The following is a 24,685-nucleotide window of genomic DNA, read 5'->3' as shown; positions in this document are numbered from 1 at the left end:
CAATGGGGCGATGACCAACGAATCAGCCGTCCACGATCCACTCCTCGGCGTCTGGGCGACGCTCGGGGAGCCCCGCCTGACCACCGAACTGGCGCGGTCGGGCGTGGGGTGGGTGGCCCTCGACCTCCAGCACGGGCACTTCGACGACCGGTCGGTCAGGGACGCCCTCGGGCGCCGGGCGGCGGACACCGCCCCCATGCTCGTCCGGGTCGCGGCCAACGACGCCGCACTGATCGGCCGCGCGCTGGACGCCGGAGCGGACGGCGTCGTCGTCCCGCTCGTCAACGGCGTCGCCGACGCCGAGGCCGCCGTGGCGGCCAGCCACTACCCGCCACGGGGCGCCCGCAGCTGGGGGCCCCTGCCGGGCAGCCGTGCCGTCCACGGCCCGGGGTCCGACGACGCACCCCACGCCGTGCCGCTCTGCGCCGTCATGATCGAGACCATGGCCGCGCTCGAGGCCGTCGAGGCGATCGCCGCCGTCCCCGGCGTGGACATGATCTTCGTCGGGCCGTTCGACCTCTCGCTCGCCCTCGGGCTGGACGTCGACGAACTCCTGTCCTCCCCGGAGGACGATGCACCGCTCCGCCGGATCGCCCGCACCTGCAGGCAGGCCGGGATCCGGGCCGGCGCGTACGCGGGCTCCTCCGGGCGGGCGGCGCTGCTGGCGGCGGCCGGCTTCGACTGGATCGCCGCGGCGACGGACACGGGCCTGCTCGCCCTGGGCGTCCAGGCCCTGCGTACGCAGGCGCGGACCGGTCGGCCGGATCAGTCCGACCAGGACGCCTTCAGCTCGGGGAACGCCTCCTCGTAACCCGCGAGCACGCGGGTGGCGGCGTGGAAGGAGTCCACGAGGGGATGCCCCGCGAAGGCCCGCAGGGCGGCATCGCGATCCCGGTGGACGGCGGCGCGGACGGTGTCCTGCTCGACGGCCTTCACCGCCGCCATGAGCCCCAGCTGGTGGGGTGACAGCGGGGCCGCCGGCAGCGGGCGCGCGCCGTCGGCGTCCACCACGGACGGCACCTCGACGACGGCGTCCGCGGGCAGCGCGCCGACGGTCGCACCGTTGCGGACGTTGAGGATCAGCTCCGCCCGGTGTCCGGTGAGCAGCGAGCGCATGACCTGCAGGGCCACGCGCTCGTAGCCGCCTCCCGCGAGGTCCGCCTCGTCGCGCTCCTCCTCCGCCGTCCGGGCCTCGGCCAGATAGCCGGACTCCCGCTCGCGCCGGGCGGCTTCCCAGACCGCGAGCGGGTCCCCGGCCGCGACGAGTCGGGGGAAGAGATCCGCCTGCTGGTCCCGGAGCGTCTCGCCGCGCGTCCTGTCCGCGGCGCCGATGGAGCGCAGGGCCTCGCGATGGAAGTAGTAGTAGAAGAGGTACTCGTTGGGCAGTGCGCCGAGGACCCGGGGGAGGTCCGGACCGAAGAGCCGGCCCTCCTCGAAGCTCGCCAGGCGCGGGGCGTCGGCGAGCAGCCCGGGGAGCCGGTCCGCGCCGCCGTCGTCGAGCCGGCGCAGCCAGCCCAGGTGGTTGAGACCCACGTAGTCCACGCCGGCCAGGGACCCGCGCAGGTCCACGCCCGCGGCGCGGGCCGCCCGGGTGACGAGGCCCGACGCCGAGTCGCAGATGCCGATCACCCGATGGCCCAGCACCGCCGAGAGCGCCTCGGTCACCATGCCCGCCGGATTGGTGAAGTTGATCAGCCAGGCGTCGGGGGAGAGGTCGCGCATGAGCGTGGCCACGCGCATCATGTCGGGGATGGACCGGAGTGCGTAGGAGATGCCGCCGGCTCCCACGGTCTCCTGGCCGAGCAGCCCGGAGGCCAGGGCGACGCGCTCGTCGAGGACGCGCCCGTCCGCCCCGCCGCTGCGCACGGCGGCGAACACGAGGTCGGCGCCCGGCAGCGCGTCCTCCAGCCGGGCCGCCACGCGGACCGGCGGCGCGGGCGCCGCCCCCGACGGCAGCGCCCCGAGCACCCGGGCGATGGCGTGGGCGCGGTCCGGCAGGCTGTCCACCAGGACGACGCGGGACACGAGTCCCGCGAACGGTGCCTGGGACAGCGCCCGGTACACCAGCGGCACGCGGAAGCCCCCGCCGCCCACGATGACGAGGGTCGCGCCGGTGCTCATCGGCCGCCGCGGAACAGGGCGCGCCGCAGCGCGTACACCTGCGCGCCGGCGAGTGCCAGGCCGATGACGACGCACGCCACGACCGGGACCGATGTCGTGTACGCGAGGACGAAGCCGAGCGAGACGGCGAAGACCACGGCCGCCACGCCGATCAGGAGGCGGGCTCCCAGGGGCAGCAGGGGTGCCGCTCCCCGTGCGGGCCGGGGGATGTCCGCGCCCCTGTCCGGGTCCGTGGGCCTGTCCGGGGTCATGCTGTCCCTGTCATGCCTCCAGCGTACGGAAGAAGGCCCGGAACCTCGCCCCTCGGGGTGATTTCGCACGGCAGTCGCTCCGGCGGACGGCCGGCCTCCCGCCGGACCAGTAAGGTGCCGTACATGGCCCAACAGCACCGCTTCGATCCACTGGCAGCCACGCGGGGTCCAGACGGGCCCGAGTTCGACCTGCTGCTCACCGGCCAGGTGTTCTTCGACATCGTCTTCACGGGGCTGGAGCAGCTTCCGGCGCCGGGCACCGAGGTCTGGACCGACGGCATGGGCTCCGGTCCGGGCGGGATCGCGAACCAGGCGATCGCCGCGAGCCGCCTCGGGCTGCGCACCACGCTCGCCGCCGCGTTCGGCGACGACGGCTACGGGCAGTTCAACTGGGACGTGCTGCAGGACCAGGAACACGTGGACCTGTCCAGGTCGCGCGTCTTCGGGCAGTGGCACTCCCCGGTCACGGTGTCCCTCTCCGTGCACCAGGACCGGTCCATGGTGACGCACGGCCACGCGGCGCCGCTGCGCGCCACCGAGCTCATCGGAGCGCCGCCCTCCTGCCGTGCCGCCGTCGTGGGCGTGGAGCAGGACATCGAACCGTGGGCGGAGACCGCAGCGGCCCGCGGCACGAAACTGTTCGGCGACGTGGGGTGGGACCCGGACGGGGAGTGGGCGCCCGAGACGCTCGCCACCCTCGACCACTTCTACTCGTTCATGCCGAACGCCGTCGAGGCCATGGCGTACACGCGCACGGACGATCCGTGGAAGGCGCTGTACTCGCTGGCCGACCGCGTGCCGGTCGCCGTCGTCACGGTGGGGCAGCACGGCGCGATCGCCATCGACTCGCTCACGGGGGAGGAGGAGTGGGTTCCGGCCCTTCCCGTGGCCGCCCACGACCCCACGGGGGCGGGCGACTGCTTCACCGCCGCCTTCGTCATGGCCGATCTGGCGGGATTCCCGCTCGCCGACCGGTTGGCGTTCGCCAATCTGTGCGCCTCGCTGTCCGTGCAGCACGTGGGCGGCTCGCTGGCGGCGCCCGGCTGGGGCGACATCGCGGACTGGTGGCACCGGGTCAGCGCGGGGCGCGACGGCATGCAGAAGCAGTGGCTGCGCCGCTACGCCTTCCTCGAGGACCTCGTGTCCGACGTCCCGGGCCAGGCATCGCGCAGGGCGACGGCGACGATCGCGCGGCATTCCGACGCCTCGCCGTCGGTCCGCCCCTGCGAGGGGGTCCGGGACGCGCCCCGCGCCCCGTGACCGGACCTCACACGCGGCCCGCCGTCGCCAGGAGCGGCGCCGCCCGGGGAGGCACGGCGTCCCCGGGCCGTGTCGCGCGTGCTGCGAGCCAGATCGCGAGGGCACCGAGGAGCGCACCGGCGGCGACGTCGACGACGTAGTGCCAGCCGAAGTAGACGGTGGCGAGGGCGGTGAGCAGCGTGTAGGCCCAGAGCGCCGCCTTGATCACGCGCGGCAGGCGGAGCAGGTGTGCCATGACGGCGGCCGTGAAGACGACCGAGACGTGCAGGGAGGCGAAGGCCGCGATGCCGTGCACCGACTGGGTGGCGTGGGGGTCGGCCAGGACCCGTACCCGGTTCCGGTAGAGGGACTCCTGGAGTGCGGTGACGGCCGTATCCGGCAGGTCCGCGAAGTGTTTCGGTTCGACGTAGATCGGGCCCAGGGAGGGCAGGGCGTAGTAGCTGAGCGCCCCGAGGATCCAGTTGAAGGACAGCGCGGTGACATACCAGGCGCCCTGCGAGAGCCTGCGCGACCAGACGAGCGCCGCGGCCACGGACACGGGCACGAAGACGAGGTAGGACACGTAGACGGCGGACAGGATGTGGGCGCTCGCCCCGGTGCCGAGGATCTGCTGGAGCACGTCACCGGGGTGGTCGCCGCCGAGGAGCCAGCGGTCGCTCGCCTGCAGGAGCGGGTCCGTCACCCGGTCACGGACGAACGGCAGGAAGCTCTTCATGTTGCGGTACGCGACGTACGCCAGGTAGAAGGTCAGCAGGCCCAGCGACGTCGCCAGCAGCCGGGGCACCGGCCAGCGCCGACGGATCTCGACGGCCGCCGCGCGCAGCACGTCCCCCCGGGCGGGCCGACTGCGCACCATGGAGGGGATCATGTCCGCCAGGATCAGCGCCACCAGGAGCAGGGGCAGGCGGACGTAGCTCGGGCCGAGGAAACCGTCGGGATCACGCAGCGGCAAGCCGAAGGCCACGGCCACGAAGGCTGTGAGCACGGCGAAGGCAGCCGCCACCGCGAAGGGGATGCGGAAGAGTCTGTAGGGGGCATGCCCCGTCATCAAGGGCGCGGACTTCATCAAACAGTTCTAATGCATTAAGGTGCCCTTCACCGAACCGGCACCCCGTTCACCTGGTGTTTGCTTTTCGTCGCAGGGCTGTTCAGCCGCGCCGCGCCGCGGCCTCGCCCAGCCACCGGGCGTACCGCGCCCACGGGTCCTCGACCCCCGCAGCGAGGTCGCGGACATGCTCCTCGAGGTCCTGGGACGCGGCGAACCACTCCGACCGGCCGAGGCGTGAGGCGGCGAACTCCTGGTGACGGCGGTACTCCAGAAGCCGGTCCCCCTGCTCGAACGCCAGCACCTCGTCATGCCACAGGCGGGCGAGCCGCTGCCGCGGATTCGCCGTCGTGCCGATCTTGATGCGGTCCCCGAACCGGAGGTAGTACACGATGTCCACGCGCGGCGGCGGCAGACCGTCGTCGAGGACGTCCCCGACCCGCCACTCGCAGGCCGCGCACACCCAGGCGGAGGGGTACCGGACCCCGAGGCGCGAGCCGCAGGCGCGGCATGCGCCGGGCAGGACGTCGGTCACGCCGTACTCGGCGGCCACCCAGTCGCCGATCACCGCAGCATGCGCGCGGCACACCGCGACGGGGGCTCCGCCCACGGCCCCACCGCACGGTCGTCCGTCCTCGCGGCGGAGTTCACAGGTGCGCTCGTCCCGCTCCGAATCGAACATGTCTTCGATTCTTCCGGTCGGCATCGCCGGGTGCAAGCCCACCGCCCACGCACCCGTCCGACGGCGGACGTGCAGGCGGAACTGGCAGAATGGGTCGGGTGACTTTCCCCGAACGCGCTGCAGAGATCGACCTCGATGCGCTGCGGCACAACATCCGCCACCTCCGCGACGTGGCGCACCCCGCGCGCGTGATGGCCGTCGTGAAGGCCGACGCCTACGGTCACGGGGCGCTCCCGGTGGCACGCGCCGCGCTCGAGGCGGGCGCCGCGTGGCTCGGCGTGGCCCACGTCAGCGAGGGCGTCGCCCTGAGGAAGGCCGGCATCGAGGCGCCCATCCTCGCCTGGCTGCACACCGTGCGGACCGACTTCACCGCCGGCGTGGAGCACGGACTGGACCTGGGGATCTCCGGGTGGGAGCTGGAGCACGTGGTCGCCGCCGCGCGCGAGCTCGAGCGCCCCGCCATCGTGCACCTGAAGATCGACACCGGGTTGGGCCGCAACGGCTGCCCGCCGGAGCAGTGGGAGGCCCTGCTCGGCCGCGCCGTCGCCCACCAGGAGGAAGGCCTGATCCGCGTGGTCGGGATCTTCTCCCACCTGGCCGTCGCCGACGAGCCCGCCCGGCCCGAGACCGACCTGCAGGTGCAGGCGTTCCGCGACGCCGTCGCCGTCGCCGAGACCGCAGGGATCGACGTCGAGGTGCGGCACCTCGCGAACACCCCCGCCACCTTCTCGCGGCCCGACTGCCATTTCGATCTGGTGCGCGTGGGCCTGGGCATCTACGGGCTCTCGCCCTTCGCCGACCAGGGGTCCGAGGACCTGGGGCTGCAGCCCGTCATGACGTTCAGCACCACGGTCGCGAACTGCAAGGAGGTGCCCGCGGGCCAGGGCGTCTCCTACGGGTACGCGTACCGCACCCGCAAGCCCACCACGCTGGGGCTCATCCCCGTCGGCTACGCGGACGGCGTCCCCCGCATCGCCACCGGGGCGCCGGTCCTGGTGGGCGGGCGCGTGTACCCCGTGGTGGGGCGGATCGCGATGGACCAGCTCGTCATCGACTTCGGCGCCACCGGCCTGGTGGACACCCCGGCGAGCCCGCTGGGCGAACGCGCCGTCCTGTTCGGCGGCCGGGACGCGCCGCCCGTCGAGGACTGGGCCGCCGCCGCGCAGACCATCAACTACGAGGTGGTCACCCGCATCAGCGACCGGGTGGAACGGGTGTACCTCGACGCACCCCGGGAGGGCAGCGATGAGTCCGGCTCCTGACTGGTCGGCGTCCTACGACGTCGGCTCGGCCACCGCGCTGCAGGCGCTCGCCGTCGGTCTCGCGCAGCACCTGCGGGCGGGGGACCTGCTGGTCCTCTCGGGTGAACTGGGCGCGGGCAAGACCACGTTCACCCAGGGGCTCGGGCGGGGCCTCGCCGTCGAGGGCCGCATCATCTCGCCCACCTTCGTGCTCGTCCGCCAGCACCGCTCGCGCAGCGGCCTGCCGGGCCTCGTCCATGTGGACGCCTACCGCCTCGAGAGCGCGGCCGCCGTCGACGACCTCGACCTCGAAGCCACCCTCGACGCCAACGTCACGGTCATCGAGTGGGGCGCCGGACGCGTGGAGCACCTGGCCGGCAGCTGGCTCCGCGTGGACATCACCCGGCCGCTCGGCGGCACCGGTCGGGGCGGGCCCGGCGCAGGCCTGGTCACGGACTTCGACGACGACGGCGAGGACGAGGTGCGCACCGTCACGCTCTCGGGCGCCGGTCCACGCTGGCGCGGCGGACCGCCGGCGCTGGCGCTCGACTAGGCTTGTCGGGTGCTTCTCCTCGCCCTCGACACCTCCGCCGCGGCCACCGTGGCGCTCCTGCACGACGACACCGTCGTCTGCCGGTTCGCCAGTGCTGACACGCGCTCGCACGCGGAGGTCCTCGCGCCCGCGGTGCACCGGATCCTGGCCGAGGCCGGGGTGACGGGGACCGAGCTCGACGCCGTCGTCGCCGGTGTCGGCCCTGGTCCGTTCACCGGACTGCGCGCCGGTCTCGTCACCGCCCGGACCCTCGGCTTCGTGTGGGACGTACCGCTGCACGGGGTCATGAGCCTGGACGCCCTGGCCTTCGACGCCGCCGCGGTTGGTGCGGTGCGGGCCGGCAGCGCGTTCCTCGCGGGCACGGATGCGCGCCGCGGCGAGGTGTACTGGGCGGCATACCGTGCGCCGTCGCAGCCCGGAGCCCTGCCCGAACTCCTCGACGGTCCCCACGTCGGGACCGCTTCCACCCTCCCCGCGGGGCAGCCGCTCGTCGGCCGCGCCGCAGGCCTGTACCCCGACGACGTCGACGGGGTGCCCGCCTTCGCGGCGTCGGACCCGGACGCCGCGTCCCTGGCACGCGTGGCCCGCCTGCGGCTGCTCGCCGGCGCGCCCCTGCGGGACACCTCGCCGCTCTACCTGCGGGAGTCGGACGCGCAGGTGCCCGGGCCGAGGAAGCGGGCGACGGCGTGAGCTTCCTGCTGCGGGACCTGACCTTCGAGGACATCGAGACGATCGGCCGGCTCGAGAACGAACTGTTCCCCACCGACGCCTGGCCGCTGGAGATGTTCTACACGGAGTTCTTCCAGTCGGACACACGGCGCTACCTCGTGGCCGAGGTGGACGGTGAGGCCGTCGGGTACGCGGGCCTCATGGTGATCCACGCGACGGCGGACATCCAGACCATCGGCGTCCTCCCGCGCTTCGAGGGTCGGGGCATCGGGCGGGCGCTGCTCACCGAGCTGCTCGAGGAGTCCCGCCGGCGCGGCGCCGACAACGTGATGCTGGAGGTCCGGGCGGACAACCCCCGCGCCCAGGCCCTGTACGTCCGGTTCGGTTTCCGCAAGATCCACACCCGGAAGAAGTACTACCGCGACGGCGTGGACGCCTGGGTGATGCGGCTGGTCCTGGCCGCGGACGACGGAGGAACACCATGACCACCGCCCCCCTGGTCCTCGGCATCGAGTCCTCCTGCGACGAGACCGGCATCGGCATCGTCCGCGGCACCGAACTGCTGGCCAACACCGTCTCCTCCTCGATGGACGAGCACGTCCGCTTCGGCGGCGTCATCCCGGAGATCGCCTCGCGCGCGCACCTCGAGGCCTTCGTCCCGACCCTCCGTGCTGCGCTCGACGACGCCGGCATGACGCTCGACGAGCTCGACGCCATCGCCGTCACCGCCGGCCCCGGACTCTCCGGCGCCCTCATGGTCGGCGTCTCCGCAGCGAAGGCGCTCGCCGTCGCCACCGGCAAACCGCTCTACGCCGTCAACCACCTCGTGGCGCACGTCGGGGTCGGCATGGTGGGCGGCACGTTCCGCGACGGCCTGCCGCCGAACCTCGGCGCGCTGCTCGTCTCGGGGGGACACACGGAGATCCTCCGCGTGGGCAACATCGCGCACGACGTCGAACTGCTCGGGTCCACGATCGACGACGCCGCGGGCGAGGCCTACGACAAGACGGCCCGGATCCTGGGCCTCGGATATCCCGGGGGCCCGGCCATCGACCGGCTGGCACGGCTGGGCGACCCGACGGCCATCCGCTTCCCGCGCGGTCTCTCGCAGCCCAAGTACATGGGCAGCGCGGAGGAGCCCGGGCCGCACCGCTACGACTGGTCCTTCAGCGGTCTCAAGACCGCCGTCGCCCGCTCGGTGGAGCAGTACGAGGCCGCAGGGCTGGAGGTACCGGTGGCGGACATCGCGGCGTCCTTCCAGGAGGCCGTGGTGGACATCATCACGTCGAAGGCCGTCCTCGCCTGCCGCGAGCACGGGATCACCCATCTGCTGCTGGGTGGGGGAGTGGCTGCCAACCGACGGCTCCGCGAGCTGACCGGTGAGCGGTGTGCTGCCGCCGGCATCATCCTGACGGTGCCCGCGCCGTCGCTGTGCACGGACAACGGCGCGATGGTCGCGGCGCTCGGAGCGCAGATCGTGATGGACGGAGGCAGTCCGAGCGGGATCGCGTTCGGGACCGACCCATCCCTCCCCGTCACGAGCATCATGCTCGCCGAGGGCTAGCAGTCCGGGCGGACCGCTGATGGTGAGCCTGCTTATTACTAGATAAACTAGCTTTACATCGACCTAACTGACAGCTAGATTGGATGAAGGTCAAGAAAACGGCCTGCTCCTTTCTGACCTGAAGGTCAATGCCATGACACCCGTAGCCCGGACTTCCTCCGCTCCCGCCCGCCTCGATGACGATGCAGCTCCCGCACTCCCCACCGGTCACGACACCGCGTATGACGCGTGGCCCGGAATGGCCACCGGCCGGCTCGCCGCGGTCCAGCAGCCGATCGAACCGCTGGTCCTGCCCCACGAGTTCACCGGTACCACCACGCGGGAGCTCCGCCGCTGGATCAACCAGATGTACAAGGTGCTCGACGCCGACTTCCCGCCGTACGGCGCCCAGGAGGACTACGACCGCCTCGCCGACGAGCTGGAGCGGCGCGCCGCCGATGCGCGCGAGGGCTCGGGAGTAGCGGAGCGCCCCGGCGCCTTCCGCGACAACCCGATGAACCATCGCTTCGAGCTCTTCCAGGACGGGATGCTCGCGGGCTATCTCGCCTACTCCCTGCGGGCGGGCACCCTGCGGCTCCACCGCACCGTCGTCGCCGCAGCCTTCGAGGGGGCCGGGCTGGAGGGCGTCCTCATCCAGAAGGTCCTGCTCGACGCCCACAAGCGTCGCCTGGCCGCCCTGCCGTACTGCGACCAGGTCCAGGCCTTCCTCGCGGACAACCCCCAGTACCGCAGCCTCGTCGCCAGCTAGGTCGATCTCCGGCCGCCTCGGGAGTACCGCGCGGCGCGGGAACGGTCGGCCACGATGCGGCTGCCGTTCGTCCCGTGCGCGCACGGACCGTGCCGAGGCGCTCAGGAGGGGAGGTCGCCGATGCTGGTGTATTTCCGCCGCCAGTCGGGGCCTTCCTCGCCGCCGTACAGGGTCCAGTACTCCCGGCCCGAGGTGATCACGCCGTCGGACACGGTCCAGATGGACACGACGCGGAAGATGCCGACGTCCTCCTGGGGCACCTGCACTTCGGACACCACCACCTCGCCGGCGTCGTAGACCTCGAGCACGTCGATGCTCCAGCCGTTCGGGCGCTCGGAGTTCACCGCGACCATGTCGTCCCTGCCGCGGATGACCTCCCGGGTGACGGGCCAGAACACCATCACGTCCTGGGCGAGCGTCCGCCCGACCGCGGCCCAGTCCCTGCTCCACACCGACGACCAGTACCGCCGGACGATCTCGGTAGATTCCATAGGCCGATGCTACCGGCGGAGGCCTGCTCCCAGGTGCGCGGCGACGTAGTCGTCGAAGCTCCCGATCGTCCGCGCCACGACCTCGGCCGGCGGCGTGTCCCAGATGTCCTGGTTGAAGATCTCCACTTCGACGTCGCCCGCATAGCCGGCGGCCTGGACCGCCGTGGTGATGGCTTCGAAGTCGATGACCCCGGCCCCGGGGTAGTGGCGCGAGAGCAGGACGTCCGCGGCGAGCGGAGTGGCCCAGTCACAGACCTGGTAGCTCGCGATCCGTCCTTCCGCTCCCGCCCTGGCGATCTGTGCCGGAAGGTCGGGATCCCACCACACATGGAACGTGTCGATGACGACGCCGACGGCGGCGCGGGAGAAGGGGGAGGCGAGATCCAGCGCCTGCTTCAGCGTCGAGATGACGGCGCGATCCGAGACATACATGGGGTGCAGGGGTTCGAGGGCGAGGGTCACCCCGGAGGCCAGTGCCTCCGGGGCCAGTTCGGCCAGGGCGTCCTGCACTCCGGCGCGGGCGCCCGCGAGGTCCTTCGAACCCTGCGGGAGGCCACCGGCCACCATCACGAGCACCGGGGTGGAGCCTGCTGCGCCGGCGGCCGCGAGGGTCGCGGCCTCCTCGATCGCCTTCCGGTTGTCGTCCATGGCCGCTCGGCGGGAGGCGCCTTCCGGGACGGTGAAGAACCCGCCGCGGCAGAGGCTCGAGAAGCGCAGGCCCGAAGCGGCGAGGAGCCGTGCCGCCTCGGGCAGGGACTGGGCGTGCACGGCGTCGCGCCACAGGCCGATGCTCGTGATGCCGGCGCCGGCCGTGGCGTCCAGCGCCTCGGGGAGGGTCGCGTACTTGAGGGTGGCCTGGTTGACGGAGAGGCGGCCGTGGGGCGTCGTCATGCCGGCACCCCGCCGACCCGCAGCATCGTATGCCAGCGCTCCCTGGCGAGCTCCGGGTGCTCCAGGGCACCGCACGCGTTGGCGAGGCGCACGATCTCCGACAGGTGCGGCAGGCTGCGGGCGGCGTGCAGCCCGCCCACCATGCCGATGCCGGGCTGGTGGCCGTTGAGCCAACTGAGGAAGGCCACGCCCGCCTTGTAGTAGTAGGTGGGCGACGCGAAGACCTGACGGGACAGGGCCTCGGTGGGTCCGAGGATCCGAGCGTAGGCGTCGTGGTCGTCGGCGTCGAGGGCCTGGACCGCCGCCGAGGCGTGCGGCCCGAGCGCGGCGAACGCTCCGAGCAGGGCATCCGAGTGGCCCGAGGAATCCCCGCCGATGAGGGACACGTAGTTGAAGTCGTCCCCGGTGAACATGCGGATGGGGGCCGGAAGCTGTGCGCGCACGGCGCGTTCGGCGTCCGCGTCGAGCAGGCTCATCTTGACCCCCGCCACCCTGTCCGGAGCGTTGGCGATGATCTTGAGCAGGGTCGACGCCGCCGCCTCCGTGTCCGAGGAGCCGAAGTAGCTGCCGAGTGCCGGATCGAAGGCGCTGCCGAGCCAGTGCAGGATCACCGGGGCGCCTGCCGAGGCAAGGATTTCTGCGTAGGCGCGCTCGTAGTCCTCGGCGGATCCCGCCGCCCGCGCGAGATGGCGGCTGGCCATGAGGACCACCGAGGCACCCGCGTCCTCGGCGAAGTGCAGCTGCTCCTTGTAGGCGTCGACGACCGCACCGAGGGGGATGACGGCGTCGTCGACGTGGTCCGTGGTGACGCCGACCACCAGGCCGCCGCCCACCGTCTCCGCCTCTGCCGCACTGCGGCGGATCAGCTCGCGGGTCGCCGCGGCGTCGAGCCCCATGTTCCGCTGGGCGGTATCCATGGCGTCCGCGACGCCGAGTCCCCATGACCACAGGTGATGGCGGAAGGCGAGCGTCGCGTCCCAGTCGAGGTCCGCCGGCGCGCCGGGGACGTTGTCCGCCGTGGTCCTCGGGACCACGTGCGCGGCGGCATACACGGTCCTGCTCAGGAGGGGGCCGGCCGGCCTGGCGAACACCGGCGCAGGGTTCAGTTCGACGGCGGAGGTGTGTCCGGCCGCATCGACGAGGGTGATCATGCCAGCGGGACCGCTTCCTGGCGGGTTACGGCGGTGCTGCGGACGTCCTGCAGGTCGAGGCGGCGCCCCGAGCGCGAACTCTCGAGGCCCTGCTCGGCGAGGTACATGCCACGGGCGCCGGCGAGGAAATCGTACGGGTGGGGCGCGTCCTCCAGGACGTGCCGGAGGAAGTCCTCCCACTGCGTCTTGAACCCGTTCTCGAACACCTCGTTGGTGGGTACGTCGATCCAGTCGGCGTCGTAGTCGTGGGTGTCCTCGAGATCGGGGTTCCAGACGGGTTTGGGCGTGGCGTTGCGTGGCTGGATCTTGCAGCCGAACAGCCCGACGACGGCGGAGCCGTGTGTGCCGTCCACCTGGAACTGCACGAGCTCGTCGCGGTTCACACGGACCGTCCAGCTCGAATTGAGCTGTGCGACGATGCCCCCCTCCAGCTCGAAGACGGCATAGGCGGCGTCGTCGGCGCTGGCGCGGTAGCGGCGGCCCTGCTCGTCGACGCGTTCGTCGATGTGGGTCACGGCCCGCGCGTACACGGATTCGACCTTGCCGAACAGGTTCTCCAGCACGTAGCTCCAGTGCGGGAACATGTCGACGACGATTCCGCCGCCGTCCTCCGCCCGGTAGTTCCAGCTGGGACGCTGCGCGTCCTGCCAGCCGCCTTCGAAGACCCAGTACCCGAACTCCCCGCGTACCGAGAGGATCCGGCCGAAGAAACCGGAGTCGACGAGGCGTTTGAGCTTCTGCATGCCCGGCAGGTACAGCTTGTCGTGGACGACGCCGTTCTTGATCCCGGCTGCCTCCGCCAGGTCGGCGAGTTCGAGGGCGTCGGCCGCCGTCTCGGCGGTGGGCTTCTCGGTGTAGACGGCCTTGCCGGCGGCGATGGCCTTACGGATGGCCGCCGAGCGGGCCTTCGTCACGAGGAAGTCCGCGTAGATCTCCCAGGTGGGGTCGGCCAGGACGCTGTCGAGGTCGGTCGAGTAGTGCTCGATGCCGTGCCGGGCGGCGAGTTCGGCGAGCTTCGCCTCGTTCCGGCCCACGAGCATCGGCTCGACCTGGACGCGCGTGCCGTCGGAGAGGAGCACGCCCCCCTGGTCACGGATCGCGAGGATCGAACGGACCAGGTGCTGCCGATAGCCCATGCGCCCGGAGACGCCGTTCATGATGATCCCGATTGTCCTCGTTGACATTTCTACTCCTTCGTCCGGCGGAACCGCCGTATGGGAAAACGCTTACCGCGAGTGTAGGGGAAGAAGAAGGGACGGGCAATAACGAACCACGCGGGTCGGGGCATCGGCCCGGGTGCGGCGGCCTGCTGCGTCACCCCCGGTCCCACCCCGTCCGGGGAGCCCCGCGTATGCCCGAGGACTCCCCGCGGAGGCGATTGTCGGAGAGCATCCTCCCTCCTCCGACTCCTCCTACCCTTCCCGAGGGCCGGATGGCTCGACGCAGCACTCTGCTCGGCCGGTCTGGCACCACGCACCCACGTCCTCAGTACCCCCACGGAGATCAGCCGGACCCGGGACGTGACGGTCCGGCGCGGGGAATCCTCCTCGACCCTGCCCGCCCTCTGACCAGGGCGCGAGTCGGGGCAGGGCATCCTGCCCAGGTGGTGCGGATGGACCAGGAACGTCCGCGGCGCGGGGAAGCCCCTACCGGGGACCGCGCCTGCGCCGAGGACCATCGTCCGGCGGACCGCAGGACGCGCCGGGGCTGCGAGCGCCGCGGGCCGTCGACGGGGTGGGTCAGTCCGGGGTGCCGGAGCGGCCGGGTATCGACCGCCGCGTGCACTGCTCGGGACGTACCCATGCGCTCCGGGCGATGGAGAATTCGACCCACTGCGCAAGTACCGCCGAGCTGGTCCACGCCATCGCGAATCCGCGGACGGTCTGCCGTGAGCCGTTCGGATACTCGAGGTCCACCCAGAGTGCGGGTGCGGGGGAGACGGACTCGGTGATGCCGTGGGTCGGTGGCTCCAGCTGGAGCGGAGGCACGAACCGGTGGGTCGTCGGCGGGAGTCCGTGCCAGCCGGCCGACTCAGTCACGCATGCCTGCCCGAGGGGCGGCGCACGGCGCAGGCTGGTCCATGGCACCACTCTACGAGGATGCCGCCGGAGGATGGCAGGGGGCCCGCCCCGTCCGGCCGACGTCAGGAGGGGTGCGTCGAGTGCGGTTCCAGGGTCCGACGTCGGCAGCGCGCTGCGTCCACCCACGCCTCGCGTGCGCGGGAGTACTCGATCCACTGCGCCCGGACGGTGGTGCCCGTCCACGCCATCGCGAATCCCTTCATGATGCGGCGGGTCCCGTCGGGATAATCCAGCTCCACCCACAGGGCGGGGGAGCGGGCCGGCTCGGTGATGCTGCCGGTCGGCGCCTCGAGCTGGAGCGGAGGGACGTACCGGTCCGCGCTGGGTGGGATGCCATGCCACCCCGGTCTTTCTGCCATGCGAGGAGGGTATGCCGGGGGACCGACACCGTGGTCCGGAGGCCGGTGGGAAATACGGGTCACCGGCGGTCCGAAGGGCCATTCCACGCCGTGGTGCGAATGGTTAGGATGATCGCGACGATGGCACCATCACCGCACCTGCGCGGGTGTGGGACGCCGGCGTCACGCCGCCCGACCACGATGCGAGGTGTCCAGCTGCTATGACGAAGGACCGTTTGGTGAAGATCCGTGTTGCTGCCGCAGACAAGGAGGACGTCCAGTTCGAGCTCGACCGCGCCGAGTTGGTCCTGCAGGAAGCGGTGGCCGAGGCGATCAGCCAGGGGGAGGACATCGCGATCGTGGCCGAGGTGGCGGAGCTCCCCGTGGATGACGTCGCGAAGCTCGCTGCCCACGACACCGGTCCCGGGGCCTCCCAGTCCTCCTGAGGGACGGGTCGGCGCGGAGGCGCCCGCACGGTGCTACCGGGGGGGAGTGCTCCCCCGGATCACCGTCTCCGTCCTGATGGCCGCAGTCCTTCCGGGCCCAGGTGCTGATCCGGCGTCGTCGTGCGCGGAACCCGTCGCGAGCTGGAGGGCTCGCCGGCCCACGTCCTCGAGGGGGATCCTGACCGTGGTGAGGGCAGGCGTGATGTCCCGCACGGTCGGGATGTCGTCGTACCCCGCCACGCCGATCCCCGCGCCGGGAACGATTCCCGCCTCCCGGAGTGCCGAGACGACGCCCACGGCCATGACGTCGTTGACGGCGAACACGAGGTCCACCGAAGCGCCCGACGCCAGGAGTTCGCGGGTGCCGCGGTAGCCGCCGTCGCGGGTGAAGTCGGCGTGGATGATGCGTTCCGGCGGCAGGGGGATGCCGCGCTCCGCCAGCCCCGCCGTGAAGCCCTCGAGCCGCTCTTCGGCCGTCCTGATCTCGGGGGGCCCGGTGATGACCGCGAAGTCCCGGTAGCCGAGCGAGGCGAGTGCGACGGCGAGGTCACGGGCCCCGCCCCGGTTGTCGAGGAGCACGGTGGCGAAGGGTGCCGCGTCCTGGCTGATGAAGGCCACCTTCCCGCCGGTGTCCTCGAAGGAGGCCAGCTCCCCGCGCAACTGCTCCTCGAACGCCGAGCCGGTGGTTCGGGAGCCCGCGAGGATCATGACGCGGGGGCGCTGCCCGCGCAGCGCCCGCACGGTGTCCAGTTCCCGCTGGGCGTTGCGCCCGGTCACGGCGATGGTCACCACGAGTCCCTCCTCGTTCGCGGCATCGATGACCCCGGCCGCGATGCTGGAGAAGTAGGGGTCCGCGATATCGGCCACGAGCAGCGCCACGGTGGTGGTGCTTCCCTTGGCCACCGCCTGCGCGAAGAGGTTGGTGGTGTAGCCCAGCCGCTGGGCGGCCTCGACGACCCGCTGCCGATAGGCCTCGTTGACCTTACGGGTGCTTCCGTTCAGTGATCGCGACGCCGTGGCGAGTGAGACGCCCGCTTCCCTGGCCACGTCGTGCAGTGTCGCGGGGCTCTTGCTGACCGGTGCCGACATTGCTTCCACTCCTGAGGTCCGGGCGGTGACCGCTGCGGCGACCGCCCCGCGCGTTCCACGGAAAGGGCCATTGTTGCATGGCCCGGGGCGGGGCGGCGCCCGGTCGAGCCCATCCGGTAAGCGCTTTCTCTGTTAGGGTTTCCCGAACCGTGATCCCGTCCACCCTGGAGGAACCGTGCCCCTGCCGAGTCCCGCGGAGAATCTCTCCGCCGAGCGACACGCCGCCCCTGTCCACGGGACCGTCCCCGTGCTCCGCGCAGCGATCCTCGGGACCGGGGGAGTGGCGCAGCTCCACGCCGCGGCCCTGGGAGACCTGCCGGGAGTCGCCCTTGTCGCAGCCGCGGATCCTTCGTCCGCGCACCTCGCCGCCTTCGCCGAGGCGCACGCGGTCCCGTCCCGCTACTCCTCCCTCGAGGAGATGCTCGCCGCCCAGGCGGTCGACGTCCTCCACGTCTGCACACCACCTGGCGGGCACGCCGCACAGGCGATCGGGGCCTTCGCTGCGGGAGCGCATGTGGTCGTCGAGAAGCCCGCCGCGCTCAGCCTCGCCGAGCTCGACACGATGACCCGGGCCGCGGGCGCCGCCGGACGCGGCCTCGCCGTCGTCTTCCAGCAGCGCTCCGGCACCGCCGCGGCCCATGTGAAGGCGCTGCTCGATTCCGGCGCGCTCGGCCGCCCGCTGTCAGCCCTGTGCCAGACGCACTGGTACCGGACGGCAGAATACTTCGCCGTGCCGTGGCGCGGCACGTGGGCCACCGAGGGCGGCGGTACCACGCTCAGCCATGGGAGCCACCAGATCGATCTCCTGGCCTACCTGCTCGGTGAATGGTCCGCGGTACGCGCCACGATGTGGCGGCAGCAGCACGACGTCGAGACCGAGGACCTCTCCCACGCGTCCCTGGTCTTCGCCTCGGGTGCAGTGGCCTCCGTGGTCACGACGGTTCTCGCCCCGCGGCAGTCGAGCCTGCTCCGCATCGACACGGAGCGAGCGACGATCGAACTGGAGCACCTCTACGGCCACGGGCATGCGCACTGGCGGATCACTCCGGCGCCCGGCATCGACGAGGAGACCTCGGCATCCTGGAACCTGCCTGCCCAGGAGATCCCGAGCGGCCACGACGCCCTGTTCGCGGAGATCTATCCCTCGCTCATCGAGGGCAGGGGCATGCCCGGCCTCGTCGCCCATCCTGCCCGCGCTCTCGAGATCGTCACCGGCATGTACGTGTCGGCCCGGGAGGACCGCTGGGTGTCCCGGGCGGATCTCGCGGATCCGTCCCTCCGAGGATCCCTGGCCGCGCCGGTCACCGATGGGCGTCCGGAGGCTCCGGCCGGAGCCCCCGCGGCATGAGCGGCGGGGATTCCCTCTCCACGCGCGCGGGCCGCGTGGTCGGCATGCTGCACGAGGGCCGCGACGAACCGGCCCTGCATGCGCCGCGGCCCTTCCTCCACCCCGTCCTGACCCCGGGCGGACGGACCGTCAGCGACTGCGCGCCGGCCGATCATCCATGGCACCGGGGACTCGGCATCGCGGTATCGGCCGTCGACGTCCCCGGCCAGGAGGACCCCGTGAACCTGTGGGGAGGTCCGACCTACAGTGGCGCGCGGGGCTACGTCCAGCTCCCGAACAACGGCTCGCAGCGCGTTCTCGCCCGGCGGTACGCGGATGATGCTGTGGTGCAGCGGATCGGCTGGTGCGCTGCGGACGGCAGCGGATTCCTCGAGGAGGAGCGGGCCTGGAGCGCGGACACGCTCCGGATGGGCGGGGTCGAATGGTCGCGAACCACGGTGCGGAGCACCTGGGTGAATGTCAGCGGCGGTCCGCTGGCCTTCGGCAGCCCGACGACGGCGGGCCGCCCGAACGCCGGCTATGGCGGGTTCTTCCTGCGCCTCGCGCCGTTCTTCGACGGCGGCAGGATCATCGCCCCGTCCGCCGGCGGCGCCGGTCCGGTCGGGGAGGACGACGTCATGGGGACGACGCATGCCTGGCTGGGCCTGCAGTCCGCCGACGCGTCGGTCCTCATGATCCCGTCGGCGGACAATCCGGGAGGGCCGTCTCCCTGGTTCGTCCGCAGCAGCGGCACACCGATGCTGTGCGCGGCCCCCTTCTTCCATGAGGAGATGCACCTCGACCGCGACGCCGTCCTCCGCTGGGAGTGGTCGATGCTGGTCGCCGACGGCGCCGTGCAGAAGAGTGCGTTCCCGGCCGCGGGGACCCGGATCGGGGTCCCCGCGTAGGAGCGCGCCGAACGGCGCCCTACAGGCCGAGGGACTCGAGCACGGGCAGTTCGGCGCGGACCCGGGCCTTCGCCTCGGACGCCGTCGGCGAGGCCACGGCGATGCCGGCGATGCGCTGCGCGTCGGCCAGCGTGACGCTGTTCAGCACGGCGCCCACCCCGGCGAGGGCCCGCGGGGTCATGGACAGCGTCGAGATGCCCAGTCCCACCAGCACGACGGCGAGTGCGGGATCCGCCGCGGCCTCCCCGCAGACCCCCACCGGCTTCGCGTTGCCTTCGGTGGCCGAACCCTCCACGGTCAGTTCCACCATGCGGAGGACGGCGGGCTGCCAGGAGTTGTTGAGGGCGGCGAGGGAACCGAGCTGCCGGTCCGCGGCCATCGTGTACTGCGTGAGGTCGTTGGTCCCGAGGCTGGCGAAGGACACCTCGCCGAGGATGGACTCGGCCATGACGGCCGCCGAGGGGACCTCGACCATGACGCCGGGCGTCTGGAGGCCGGCGTTGCTGCACAGCTTGGCGAAATCCGCAGCCTCCTCCGCCGTCGAGATCATCGGTGCCATGACCCAGACGTCCGCGCTCGCCTGGGCGGCGGCGTCCGCGATGGCCCGGAGCTGCCGTTCCAGGACGCCCGGGGACGTCAGGTCGGTGCGGTAGCCACGGACGCCGAGGGCGGGATTGGGTTCGGAGGTGTCCGTGAGGAAGGGCAGCGGCTTGTCGGCTCCGGCGTCCAGCGTGCGGACCACCACCTTCCTGCCGGGGAAGGCGTCGAAGACGCCCTTGTACGCCTCGATCTGCTCCTCCGCCGTCGGCTCGGTGTCGCGTCCGAGGAAGCAGAACTCCGTCCGGAGCAGGCCCACGCCCTGGGCCTTCGCCTCGGCGGCCTTGACGGCGTCGGCCGCGCCGCCCACATTGGCCAGCAGCGGCACCTCGTACCCGTCCGCGGTGACGCCCACGCCGTCGAACACGGCCAGCGCCGCCGCGGCCGCAGCATAGGCCTCGGCCGCCGCTTCCTCCTCGGCACCCGGCTCGAGCGTGAGGGTCCCCGCCGCTCCGTCCACGAAGGCGAGGGTGCCCTCGTCGATGTCGTCCACACCGTGGGCGGCCACGACGGCGGGCAGTCCGAGGGCGCGGGCGATGATCGCCGTGTGGGACTGCGGGCCACCACCGGAGGTGACGAGGGCGAGGACCAGCGCCGGGTCCAGGGTGGCGGTGTCCGCCGGAGCGAGGTCCTCGGCGACCAGGATGAAGGGCGTGTCCGACGACGGGATGCCCGGTGCGGGGAGTCCGCGCAGTTCCGCGACGATGCGCGAGCGGACGTCGAGCACGTCGGCCGTGCGTTCGGCCATGTAGCCGCCGAGATTGTGCAGCATCTCTGCCACCGAGGCGCCGGCTTCCCAGACCGCCCGGGCCGGCGAGGTGCCGGTGTTGATGAGCTTCGTCGCGGACTTCAGCAGCAGGGGGTCCGTCGCCATCAGCGAGGTGGCCTGCAGCACGGCCTTGGCGTCGCCCTTCGCGATGCCGGCCCTGCGCTTGAGCTCCTCCTGCACGGTCTTCGCAGCGGCCTTGAGGGCGGCGACGGCCTGATCCGGAGCATCGGGGGTGTCGTGGCGTTCACCGGCGGGCGGTTCCCCGACCGACGGCGGCATGTGCCGGACCGGGCCGATCACTCGTCCGGGGCTGACCCCGACACCTGCGAAATTCTCCATTGAACGTCCTCGTTTCCTTGCGGGTGGATCTCGGTCTAGCACCATTGTGTCGCGTGAAGCAACCGGAGATGTGACCCAGTTCATATAACGTTGCTATAGCTGTTACGCTAGCAGGCATGAAAAAAGGAGGCGAACCCGCGCCGAAGACCAGGCTCCTGCGGGCAGCCGCGGCCCTGCTCGCCGAGTCCAACGGGGAGCCGGTCTCCACCCGCCAGATCACCGAGGCTGCCCGGGTGACCGCTCCCACCCTGTACCACCACTTCGGTGACAAGGAGGGACTCTTCGACGCCGTCGTCGCCGAGGGTTTCTCCGAGTACCTGGAGGCCGAGAGGAGCATCCCGACGTCGGGCCAGCCGATCGAGGACCTCCGCATGCACTGGGACAACCACGTGCGGTTCGGCCTCGACCACCCGCACCTCTACCTGGTGATGTTCGGCAATATCCGCCCCGAGCGTCGGCCCTCCATGGTCGCCAGCGCGGAGGCGTTCCTCGAGGAGGTCCTGGCGCGGGCGGCCGCGGCGGCCCGCCTGGTGGTCTCACCGCACGAAGCCGCGCGCAGCATGCTGGCCGCCAATATCGGCGTCACCCTCATGCTGATCGCGGAGCCCGCGGCGAAGCGCAACCTCGAGCTCTCGGCGATGACCCGCGAGGCGGTCATCTCGGCGGTGGCCACGGATTCCGAAGCGGACCCCGTGACCGACACCGAGGGGACGCCGTCCGTGGTGGTGGCGGCCATCGCCCTCAACGCAGCACTGCAGTCCTCGCACCCCGATCAGCTCTCCAGTTCGGAGCTGAAGCTCTTCCTCGAATGGCTCCAGAGAATATCCAGCCGATCAGGAGGCTGACGCTTCCCGATCAACGCCATCCCTCCGCAGTGTTGCGGGGCCAACGGTTAGGAATGAATGTGGCAACACAAGTAGAAGCGGGGTCCGGGACGAGCGCCCGGGTCCGTGTCCAGAAGTTCGGGACGTTCCTGTCCGGGATGATCATGCCCAACATCGGCGCCTTCATCGCCTGGGGGATCGTCACGGCACTCTTCATCGAGAAGGGCTGGCTGCCCGTACCGCAGCTCGGCGGCTTCGGCGAGACCGACGGCGTCGCGAACGTGGGCCTCGTCGGCCCGATGATCACCTACCTCCTGCCCCTCCTGATCGCCTACACCGGCGGCCGGATGGTGTACGACGTCCGCGGCGGCGTGGTCGGCTCGATCGCGACGATGGGCGTGATCGTCGGCGCCGGCATCCCGATGTTCATCGGTGCCATGATCATGGGCCCGCTCGGTGCCTGGACCATGAAGAGGATCGACGCGATCTGGGAGGGCCGGATCAAACCGGGCTTCGAGATGCTCGTCAACAACTTCTCGGCCGGCATCTGGGGCGCGATCCTGGCCTTGATCGGTTTCTACGGCGTCTCGCCGCTGGTCCTCGCCTTCAGCACGGGGGCGGGCAACGTGGTCCAGTGGCTGGTCGACAACGGGCTGCTGCCGCTGACGAGCATCTTCATCGAACCGGCGAAGGTCCTGTTCCTCAACAACGCCATCAACCACGGCGTACTGACCCCGCTCGGTGTGCAGCAGTCGCTGGAGCAGGGGAAGTCCATCCTGTTCCTGCTCGAGGCCAACCCCGGTCCGGGCCTCGGCATCCTGCTCGCGTACTCGTTCTTCGGTCGCGGCATCGCCAAGGCCTCCGCTCCCGGCGCCGCCATCATCCAGTTCTTCGGCGGCATCCATGAGATCTACTTCCCCTACGTCCTGATGCGCCCGCTGCTGATCCTCGCCGCGATCGCCGGCGGCATGACCGGCATCGCGACGCTGAGCATCACGAACGCCGGTCTGGTGGCCCCGGCGGCCCCCGGGTCGATCATCGCGGTGCTCGCGCAGACGGCCCGGGACAGCTACTTCGGTGTCACCCTGTCGGTCGTGCTGGCCACGGCGGTGTCCTTCCTCGTCGCATCGGTCATCCTCAAGACCGGCAAGGACCAGAAGGAGGACCTCGCGGCCGCCGCCGCCAGGATGGAGGGCCTCAAGGGCAAGAAGAGCTCCGTGGCCGGGAACTTCCGGTCGGAGTCCGCCACCGACGGCCCCATCCGCAGCATCGTGTTCGCCTGTGACGCGGGGATGGGTTCCTCGGCGATGGGCGCCTCGGTGCTCCGCAACAAGATCAGGGCTGCCGGCTTCCCGGATGTGAAGGTCACCAACCTCGCCATCTCCAGCCTGAAGGACGACTACGACGTCGTCGTCACGCACCAGGATCTCGCCGCCCGCGCCGAGCCCCTGACGCAGGGCGCCACGCACGTCGCCGTCGACAACTTCATGAACAGCCCGCGCTACGACGAGATCGTCGACCTCATCCGCGCCGGTGCGGCGGCCGAAGGCGGCGTCGACCCGAAGGATCCGGCTCCCGCCGCGGTCGCCTCCGCCGCGGTCACGACCGACGACGGCGGCATGACCGACGCCGGTGACGTCCTGGCGGAGGAGAGCATCGTGCTGAACGGCACCGCCACCACGCAGGAGGACGCCATCGACGAGGCCGGCCGGCTGCTGGTCGCCCGCGGGGCCGTCGACTCCACCTACGTCGAGGCGATGCACGAGCGCGAACGGTCCGTCCCCACCTACATGGGGAACTTCCTCGCCATCCCGCACGGCACCAACGCGGCGAAGGACCTGATCAAGCGCTCGGCCGTGTCGATCGTGCGCTACCCCGAGGGCATCGACTGGAACGGCAAGCAGGTGAAGTTCGTGGTAGGCGTCGCAGGCGTCAACAACGAGCACCTGTCCATCCTGTCCGCGATCGCCCGCGTCTTCTCGGACAAGGCGCAGGTGGCCAGGCTCGACGAGGCCGCGTCGGTGGACGAGGTCCTCGCCCTCTTCGGAAAGGTCAACGCTTCGTGAAGGCAGTACATTTCGGTGCCGGCAACATCGGCCGCGGCTTCGTGGGGCTCCTGCTCCACGAGGCCGGGTACGAGGTGGTCTTCGCCGACGTCGCGGACGCCCTGATCGACCAGCTGGCCTCGACCCCCGGCTACGACGTCCACGAGGTCGGCGAGGAGCCGGCGGTGAAGACGGTGGACAACTACCGTGCGTTGAATTCGCGCTCGCAGGAGGAGGACGTCATCGCGGAGATCGCGACGGCGGACATCGTCACCACGGCCGTGGGCCCGAATGTCCTGCGCTTCCTCGCGCCGGTCATCGCCCGGGCGATCGGCCGCCGCAGTGAGGACCTGGCACCGCTGCAGGTCATGGCGTGCGAGAACGCCATCAATGCCACGGACATCCTGCGCGGCGAGATCGAGCAGGCCTACGACGGCGCGGCATCGGACCTCGCGACGCGGGCGGTCTTCGCCAATACCGCAGTGGACCGCATCGTCCCGAACCAAGCCGCCGGGCAGGGCCTCGACGTCACGGTCGAGACCTTCTTCGAGTGGGTCATCGACCGCACCCCGTTCGGGGGCCATCCGCCGGAGATTCCCGGGGCCACGTACGTCGACGATCTCGAGCCGTACATCGAGCGCAAGCTGTTCACCGTCAACACGGGCCATGCGGCGGCGGCCTACTTCGGTTCCGAGGCCGGTGTGGAGAAGATCGCGGACGCCATGGCCGACGACGCCGTCGCGGCCAGGGTGCGGGCCGTGCTGGAGGAGACGAAGCAGCTGCTGGTGGCGAAGCACGGGTTCGACCCGGCGGAGCAGGAGGCCTACGTGCAGAAGATCCTGCGGCGCTTCACGAACCAGCACCTGCCCGACACCGTGGCCCGCGTCGGCAGGGCGCCGCTGCGGAAGCTGAGCCGCAGGGAACGCTTCGTGGGACCGGCCGCCGAGCTGGCGGAGCGCGGCACGCATCCCGCCGCGCTGCTCGAGGCGATGCGGGCCGCGCTGTCCTTCTCGGCCCCGGATGATCCCGAGGTCGCCGCCCTGGCGGAGATCCTGGCCTCCCAGGACCCCGACACCGCGACGGCGTCGATCACCGGACTTGGGGCGGAGCACCCCCTGTTCGGAGCGGTGCGCGACCTGGTCGCCGGGCACGTCGCGGGGTCCCGCGCGGGATAGTAGGACGTCGACCGCGGCACAGGAAGGGAGCAGCCTCGGCTGCTCCCTTTCTCGTGTGCGCTCTTGACGCGGGAAGTCCG

General features: G+C 71.5%; 26 protein-coding genes. 14 read left to right on the top strand and 12 right to left on the bottom strand.

The features are described 5' to 3' along the window. Positions 1-10: 10 nt before the first annotated feature. On the top strand, positions 11-811 hold the full coding sequence (locus MWM45_RS13340; RefSeq protein ID WP_247826874.1) for an HpcH/HpaI aldolase family protein: 801 nt from the start codon (positions 11-13) through the stop codon (positions 809-811). Here the strand turns inward: MWM45_RS13340 and MWM45_RS13335 are convergent. Both MWM45_RS13335 and MWM45_RS13330 read right to left on the bottom strand, forming a co-directional pair. Continuing rightward, positions 766-2,121 carry a family 4 glycosyl hydrolase gene (locus MWM45_RS13335; RefSeq protein ID WP_247826873.1) on the bottom strand — a complete coding sequence of 452 codons (1,356 nt, stop codon included), beginning with the start codon at positions 2,119-2,121 and terminating at the stop codon, positions 766-768. The genes MWM45_RS13340 and MWM45_RS13335 overlap by 46 nt on opposite strands. Then, a complete protein-coding gene (locus MWM45_RS13330) occupies positions 2,118-2,372 on the bottom strand; it encodes a hypothetical protein (RefSeq protein ID WP_247826872.1) in 255 nt (84 codons plus the stop codon). Before MWM45_RS13330 ends, MWM45_RS13335 begins: the two co-directional genes overlap by 4 nt. Positions 2,373-2,495: 123 nt before the next feature. On the opposite strand from MWM45_RS13330, the gene MWM45_RS13325 reads away from it, so the two are divergent. Next, a complete protein-coding gene (locus MWM45_RS13325) occupies positions 2,496-3,632 on the top strand; it encodes a PfkB family carbohydrate kinase (protein ID WP_247826871.1) in 1,137 nt (378 codons plus the stop codon). Between the two features lie 7 nt (positions 3,633-3,639). On the opposite strand, the gene MWM45_RS13320 is transcribed toward MWM45_RS13325, so the two are convergent. Together MWM45_RS13320 and MWM45_RS13315 are read right to left on the bottom strand one after the other, a co-directional pair. Continuing rightward, the gene (locus tag MWM45_RS13320) at positions 3,640-4,698 is read right to left on the bottom strand and encodes a phosphatase PAP2 family protein (protein ID WP_247826870.1); all 1,059 of its coding nucleotides are present in this window, start codon (positions 4,696-4,698) and stop codon (positions 3,640-3,642) included. Between the two features lie 82 nt (positions 4,699-4,780). Then, on the bottom strand, positions 4,781-5,359 hold the full coding sequence (locus MWM45_RS13315; RefSeq protein ID WP_247826869.1) for a GIY-YIG nuclease family protein: 579 nt from the start codon (positions 5,357-5,359) through the stop codon (positions 4,781-4,783). An 89-nt stretch (positions 5,360-5,448) separates the two neighbouring features. On the opposite strand from MWM45_RS13315, the gene alr reads away from it, so the two are divergent. The 6 genes from alr to MWM45_RS13285 all read left to right on the top strand — a co-directional run bounded on the left by alr (position 5,449) and on the right by MWM45_RS13285 (position 10,134). Then, entirely contained in the window at positions 5,449-6,621 is a 1,173-nt protein-coding gene (alr, locus tag MWM45_RS13310; protein ID WP_247826868.1) for an alanine racemase, read from the top strand. Further along, entirely contained in the window at positions 6,605-7,153 is a 549-nt protein-coding gene (gene tsaE / locus MWM45_RS13305; protein ID WP_247826867.1) for a tRNA (adenosine(37)-N6)-threonylcarbamoyltransferase complex ATPase subunit type 1 TsaE, read from the top strand. The genes alr and tsaE overlap by 17 nt, the downstream gene beginning before the upstream one ends. Before the next feature lie 9 nt (positions 7,154-7,162). Next, positions 7,163-7,843 (top strand): tRNA (adenosine(37)-N6)-threonylcarbamoyltransferase complex dimerization subunit type 1 TsaB, encoded by a 681-nt coding sequence (tsaB, locus tag MWM45_RS13300; protein ID WP_247826866.1) that lies wholly within the window; start codon positions 7,163-7,165, stop codon positions 7,841-7,843. Beyond that, positions 7,840-8,307, top strand: coding sequence for a ribosomal protein S18-alanine N-acetyltransferase (gene rimI, locus MWM45_RS13295; RefSeq protein ID WP_247826865.1), 468 nt, complete (start codon positions 7,840-7,842; stop codon positions 8,305-8,307). Before tsaB ends, rimI begins: the two co-directional genes overlap by 4 nt. Continuing rightward, a complete protein-coding gene (gene tsaD / locus MWM45_RS13290) occupies positions 8,304-9,386 on the top strand; it encodes a tRNA (adenosine(37)-N6)-threonylcarbamoyltransferase complex transferase subunit TsaD (protein ID WP_247826864.1) in 1,083 nt (360 codons plus the stop codon). Before rimI ends, tsaD begins: the two co-directional genes overlap by 4 nt. 133 nt (positions 9,387-9,519) lie before the next feature. Next, positions 9,520-10,134 carry a GNAT family N-acetyltransferase gene (locus MWM45_RS13285; protein ID WP_247826863.1) on the top strand — a complete coding sequence of 205 codons (615 nt, stop codon included), beginning with the start codon at positions 9,520-9,522 and terminating at the stop codon, positions 10,132-10,134. A 101-nt stretch (positions 10,135-10,235) separates the two neighbouring features. Here the strand turns inward: MWM45_RS13285 and MWM45_RS13280 are convergent, their stop codons facing one another. The 6 genes from MWM45_RS13280 to MWM45_RS13255 form a co-directional block, all read right to left on the bottom strand. After that, the gene (locus MWM45_RS13280) at positions 10,236-10,625 is read right to left on the bottom strand and encodes a nuclear transport factor 2 family protein (protein ID WP_247826862.1); all 390 of its coding nucleotides are present in this window, start codon (positions 10,623-10,625) and stop codon (positions 10,236-10,238) included. 9 nt (positions 10,626-10,634) lie between these two features. Continuing rightward, positions 10,635-11,516, bottom strand: coding sequence for a sugar phosphate isomerase/epimerase family protein (locus tag MWM45_RS13275; protein WP_247826861.1), 882 nt, complete (start codon positions 11,514-11,516; stop codon positions 10,635-10,637). Continuing rightward, positions 11,513-12,667, bottom strand: coding sequence for a DUF993 family protein (locus tag MWM45_RS13270; protein WP_247826860.1), 1,155 nt, complete (start codon positions 12,665-12,667; stop codon positions 11,513-11,515). The genes MWM45_RS13275 and MWM45_RS13270 overlap by 4 nt, the downstream gene beginning before the upstream one ends. Next, positions 12,664-13,851 (bottom strand): Gfo/Idh/MocA family protein, encoded by a 1,188-nt coding sequence (locus tag MWM45_RS13265; RefSeq protein WP_247826859.1) that lies wholly within the window; start codon positions 13,849-13,851, stop codon positions 12,664-12,666. The genes MWM45_RS13270 and MWM45_RS13265 overlap by 4 nt, the downstream gene beginning before the upstream one ends. A gap of 555 nt (positions 13,852-14,406) precedes the next feature. Beyond that, positions 14,407-14,706, bottom strand: coding sequence for a hypothetical protein (locus MWM45_RS13260; RefSeq protein WP_247826858.1), 300 nt, complete (start codon positions 14,704-14,706; stop codon positions 14,407-14,409). Between the two features lie 104 nt (positions 14,707-14,810). Then, positions 14,811-15,107 (bottom strand): hypothetical protein, encoded by a 297-nt coding sequence (locus MWM45_RS13255; protein ID WP_247826857.1) that lies wholly within the window; start codon positions 15,105-15,107, stop codon positions 14,811-14,813. 218 nt (positions 15,108-15,325) lie between these two features. Between MWM45_RS13255 and MWM45_RS13250 the strand changes: the two genes are divergently transcribed. Next, entirely contained in the window at positions 15,326-15,532 is a 207-nt protein-coding gene (locus MWM45_RS13250; RefSeq protein WP_247826856.1) for a hypothetical protein, read from the top strand. Between the two features lie 33 nt (positions 15,533-15,565). On the opposite strand, the gene MWM45_RS13245 is transcribed toward MWM45_RS13250, so the two are convergent. Further along, the gene (locus MWM45_RS13245) at positions 15,566-16,621 is read right to left on the bottom strand and encodes a LacI family DNA-binding transcriptional regulator (protein WP_247826855.1); all 1,056 of its coding nucleotides are present in this window, start codon (positions 16,619-16,621) and stop codon (positions 15,566-15,568) included. A 175-nt stretch (positions 16,622-16,796) separates the two neighbouring features. Here MWM45_RS13245 and MWM45_RS13240 point away from each other — a divergent pair, with 175 nt between their 5' ends. After that, positions 16,797-17,969 (top strand): Gfo/Idh/MocA family protein, encoded by a 1,173-nt coding sequence (locus tag MWM45_RS13240; RefSeq protein WP_247826854.1) that lies wholly within the window; start codon positions 16,797-16,799, stop codon positions 17,967-17,969. Then, entirely contained in the window at positions 17,966-18,856 is an 891-nt protein-coding gene (locus MWM45_RS13235) for a DUF6807 family protein (protein WP_247826853.1), read from the top strand. Before MWM45_RS13240 ends, MWM45_RS13235 begins: the two co-directional genes overlap by 4 nt. A 19-nt stretch (positions 18,857-18,875) precedes the next feature. Here MWM45_RS13235 and ptsP read toward each other — a convergent pair whose 3' ends face one another. After that, the gene (gene ptsP, locus MWM45_RS13230) at positions 18,876-20,561 is read right to left on the bottom strand and encodes a phosphoenolpyruvate--protein phosphotransferase (RefSeq protein WP_247826852.1); all 1,686 of its coding nucleotides are present in this window, start codon (positions 20,559-20,561) and stop codon (positions 18,876-18,878) included. A gap of 116 nt (positions 20,562-20,677) precedes the next feature. On the opposite strand from ptsP, the gene MWM45_RS13225 reads away from it, so the two are divergent. The 3 genes from MWM45_RS13225 to MWM45_RS13215 are packed head-to-tail and all read left to right on the top strand — an operon-like array spanning position 20,678 to position 24,605. After that, the gene (locus MWM45_RS13225) at positions 20,678-21,406 is read left to right on the top strand and encodes a TetR/AcrR family transcriptional regulator (protein WP_247826851.1); all 729 of its coding nucleotides are present in this window, start codon (positions 20,678-20,680) and stop codon (positions 21,404-21,406) included. 59 nt (positions 21,407-21,465) lie between these two features. After that, positions 21,466-23,451, top strand: a complete 1,986-nt coding sequence (locus MWM45_RS13220) for a PTS mannitol transporter subunit IICBA (protein WP_247826850.1) — start codon at positions 21,466-21,468, stop codon at positions 23,449-23,451. Continuing rightward, positions 23,448-24,605 carry a mannitol-1-phosphate 5-dehydrogenase gene (locus MWM45_RS13215; RefSeq protein ID WP_247826849.1) on the top strand — a complete coding sequence of 386 codons (1,158 nt, stop codon included), beginning with the start codon at positions 23,448-23,450 and terminating at the stop codon, positions 24,603-24,605. Before MWM45_RS13220 ends, MWM45_RS13215 begins: the two co-directional genes overlap by 4 nt. The last annotated feature ends 80 nt before the right edge of the window (positions 24,606-24,685 follow it).

It is taken from the genome of Arthrobacter antioxidans, assembly GCF_023100725.1.
GTDB lineage: Bacteria > Actinomycetota > Actinomycetes > Actinomycetales > Micrococcaceae > Arthrobacter_D > Arthrobacter_D antioxidans.
This window is presented reverse-complemented; position numbering and strand designations above follow the sequence as displayed.

Coding starts and splice junctions, on each gene's coding strand:
- MWM45_RS13315 (WP_247826869.1), bottom strand. CDS start 5,359: ATGTTCGATTCGGAGCGGGACGAGCGCACCTGTGAACTCCGCCGCGAG.
- MWM45_RS13235 (WP_247826853.1), top strand. CDS start 17,966: ATGAGCGGCGGGGATTCCCTCTCCACGCGCGCGGGCCGCGTGGTCGGC.
- MWM45_RS13340 (WP_247826874.1), top strand. CDS start 11: ATGACCAACGAATCAGCCGTCCACGATCCACTCCTCGGCGTCTGGGCG.
- MWM45_RS13280 (WP_247826862.1), bottom strand. CDS start 10,625: ATGGAATCTACCGAGATCGTCCGGCGGTACTGGTCGTCGGTGTGGAGC.
- alr (WP_247826868.1), top strand. CDS start 5,449: ATGGGTCGGGTGACTTTCCCCGAACGCGCTGCAGAGATCGACCTCGAT.
- MWM45_RS13245 (WP_247826855.1), bottom strand. CDS start 16,621: ATGTCGGCACCGGTCAGCAAGAGCCCCGCGACACTGCACGACGTGGCC.
- ptsP (WP_247826852.1), bottom strand. CDS start 20,561: ATGGAGAATTTCGCAGGTGTCGGGGTCAGCCCCGGACGAGTGATCGGC.
- MWM45_RS13225 (WP_247826851.1), top strand. CDS start 20,678: ATGAAAAAAGGAGGCGAACCCGCGCCGAAGACCAGGCTCCTGCGGGCA.
- tsaD (WP_247826864.1), top strand. CDS start 8,304: ATGACCACCGCCCCCCTGGTCCTCGGCATCGAGTCCTCCTGCGACGAG.
- MWM45_RS13330 (WP_247826872.1), bottom strand. CDS start 2,372: ATGACCCCGGACAGGCCCACGGACCCGGACAGGGGCGCGGACATCCCC.
- MWM45_RS13275 (WP_247826861.1), bottom strand. CDS start 11,516: ATGACGACGCCCCACGGCCGCCTCTCCGTCAACCAGGCCACCCTCAAG.
- MWM45_RS13320 (WP_247826870.1), bottom strand. CDS start 4,698: ATGAAGTCCGCGCCCTTGATGACGGGGCATGCCCCCTACAGACTCTTC.
- MWM45_RS13325 (WP_247826871.1), top strand. CDS start 2,496: ATGGCCCAACAGCACCGCTTCGATCCACTGGCAGCCACGCGGGGTCCA.
- MWM45_RS13285 (WP_247826863.1), top strand. CDS start 9,520: ATGACACCCGTAGCCCGGACTTCCTCCGCTCCCGCCCGCCTCGATGAC.
- tsaE (WP_247826867.1), top strand. CDS start 6,605: ATGAGTCCGGCTCCTGACTGGTCGGCGTCCTACGACGTCGGCTCGGCC.
- MWM45_RS13335 (WP_247826873.1), bottom strand. CDS start 2,121: ATGAGCACCGGCGCGACCCTCGTCATCGTGGGCGGCGGGGGCTTCCGC.
- MWM45_RS13265 (WP_247826859.1), bottom strand. CDS start 13,851: ATGTCAACGAGGACAATCGGGATCATCATGAACGGCGTCTCCGGGCGC.
- MWM45_RS13255 (WP_247826857.1), bottom strand. CDS start 15,107: ATGGCAGAAAGACCGGGGTGGCATGGCATCCCACCCAGCGCGGACCGG.
- MWM45_RS13270 (WP_247826860.1), bottom strand. CDS start 12,667: ATGATCACCCTCGTCGATGCGGCCGGACACACCTCCGCCGTCGAACTG.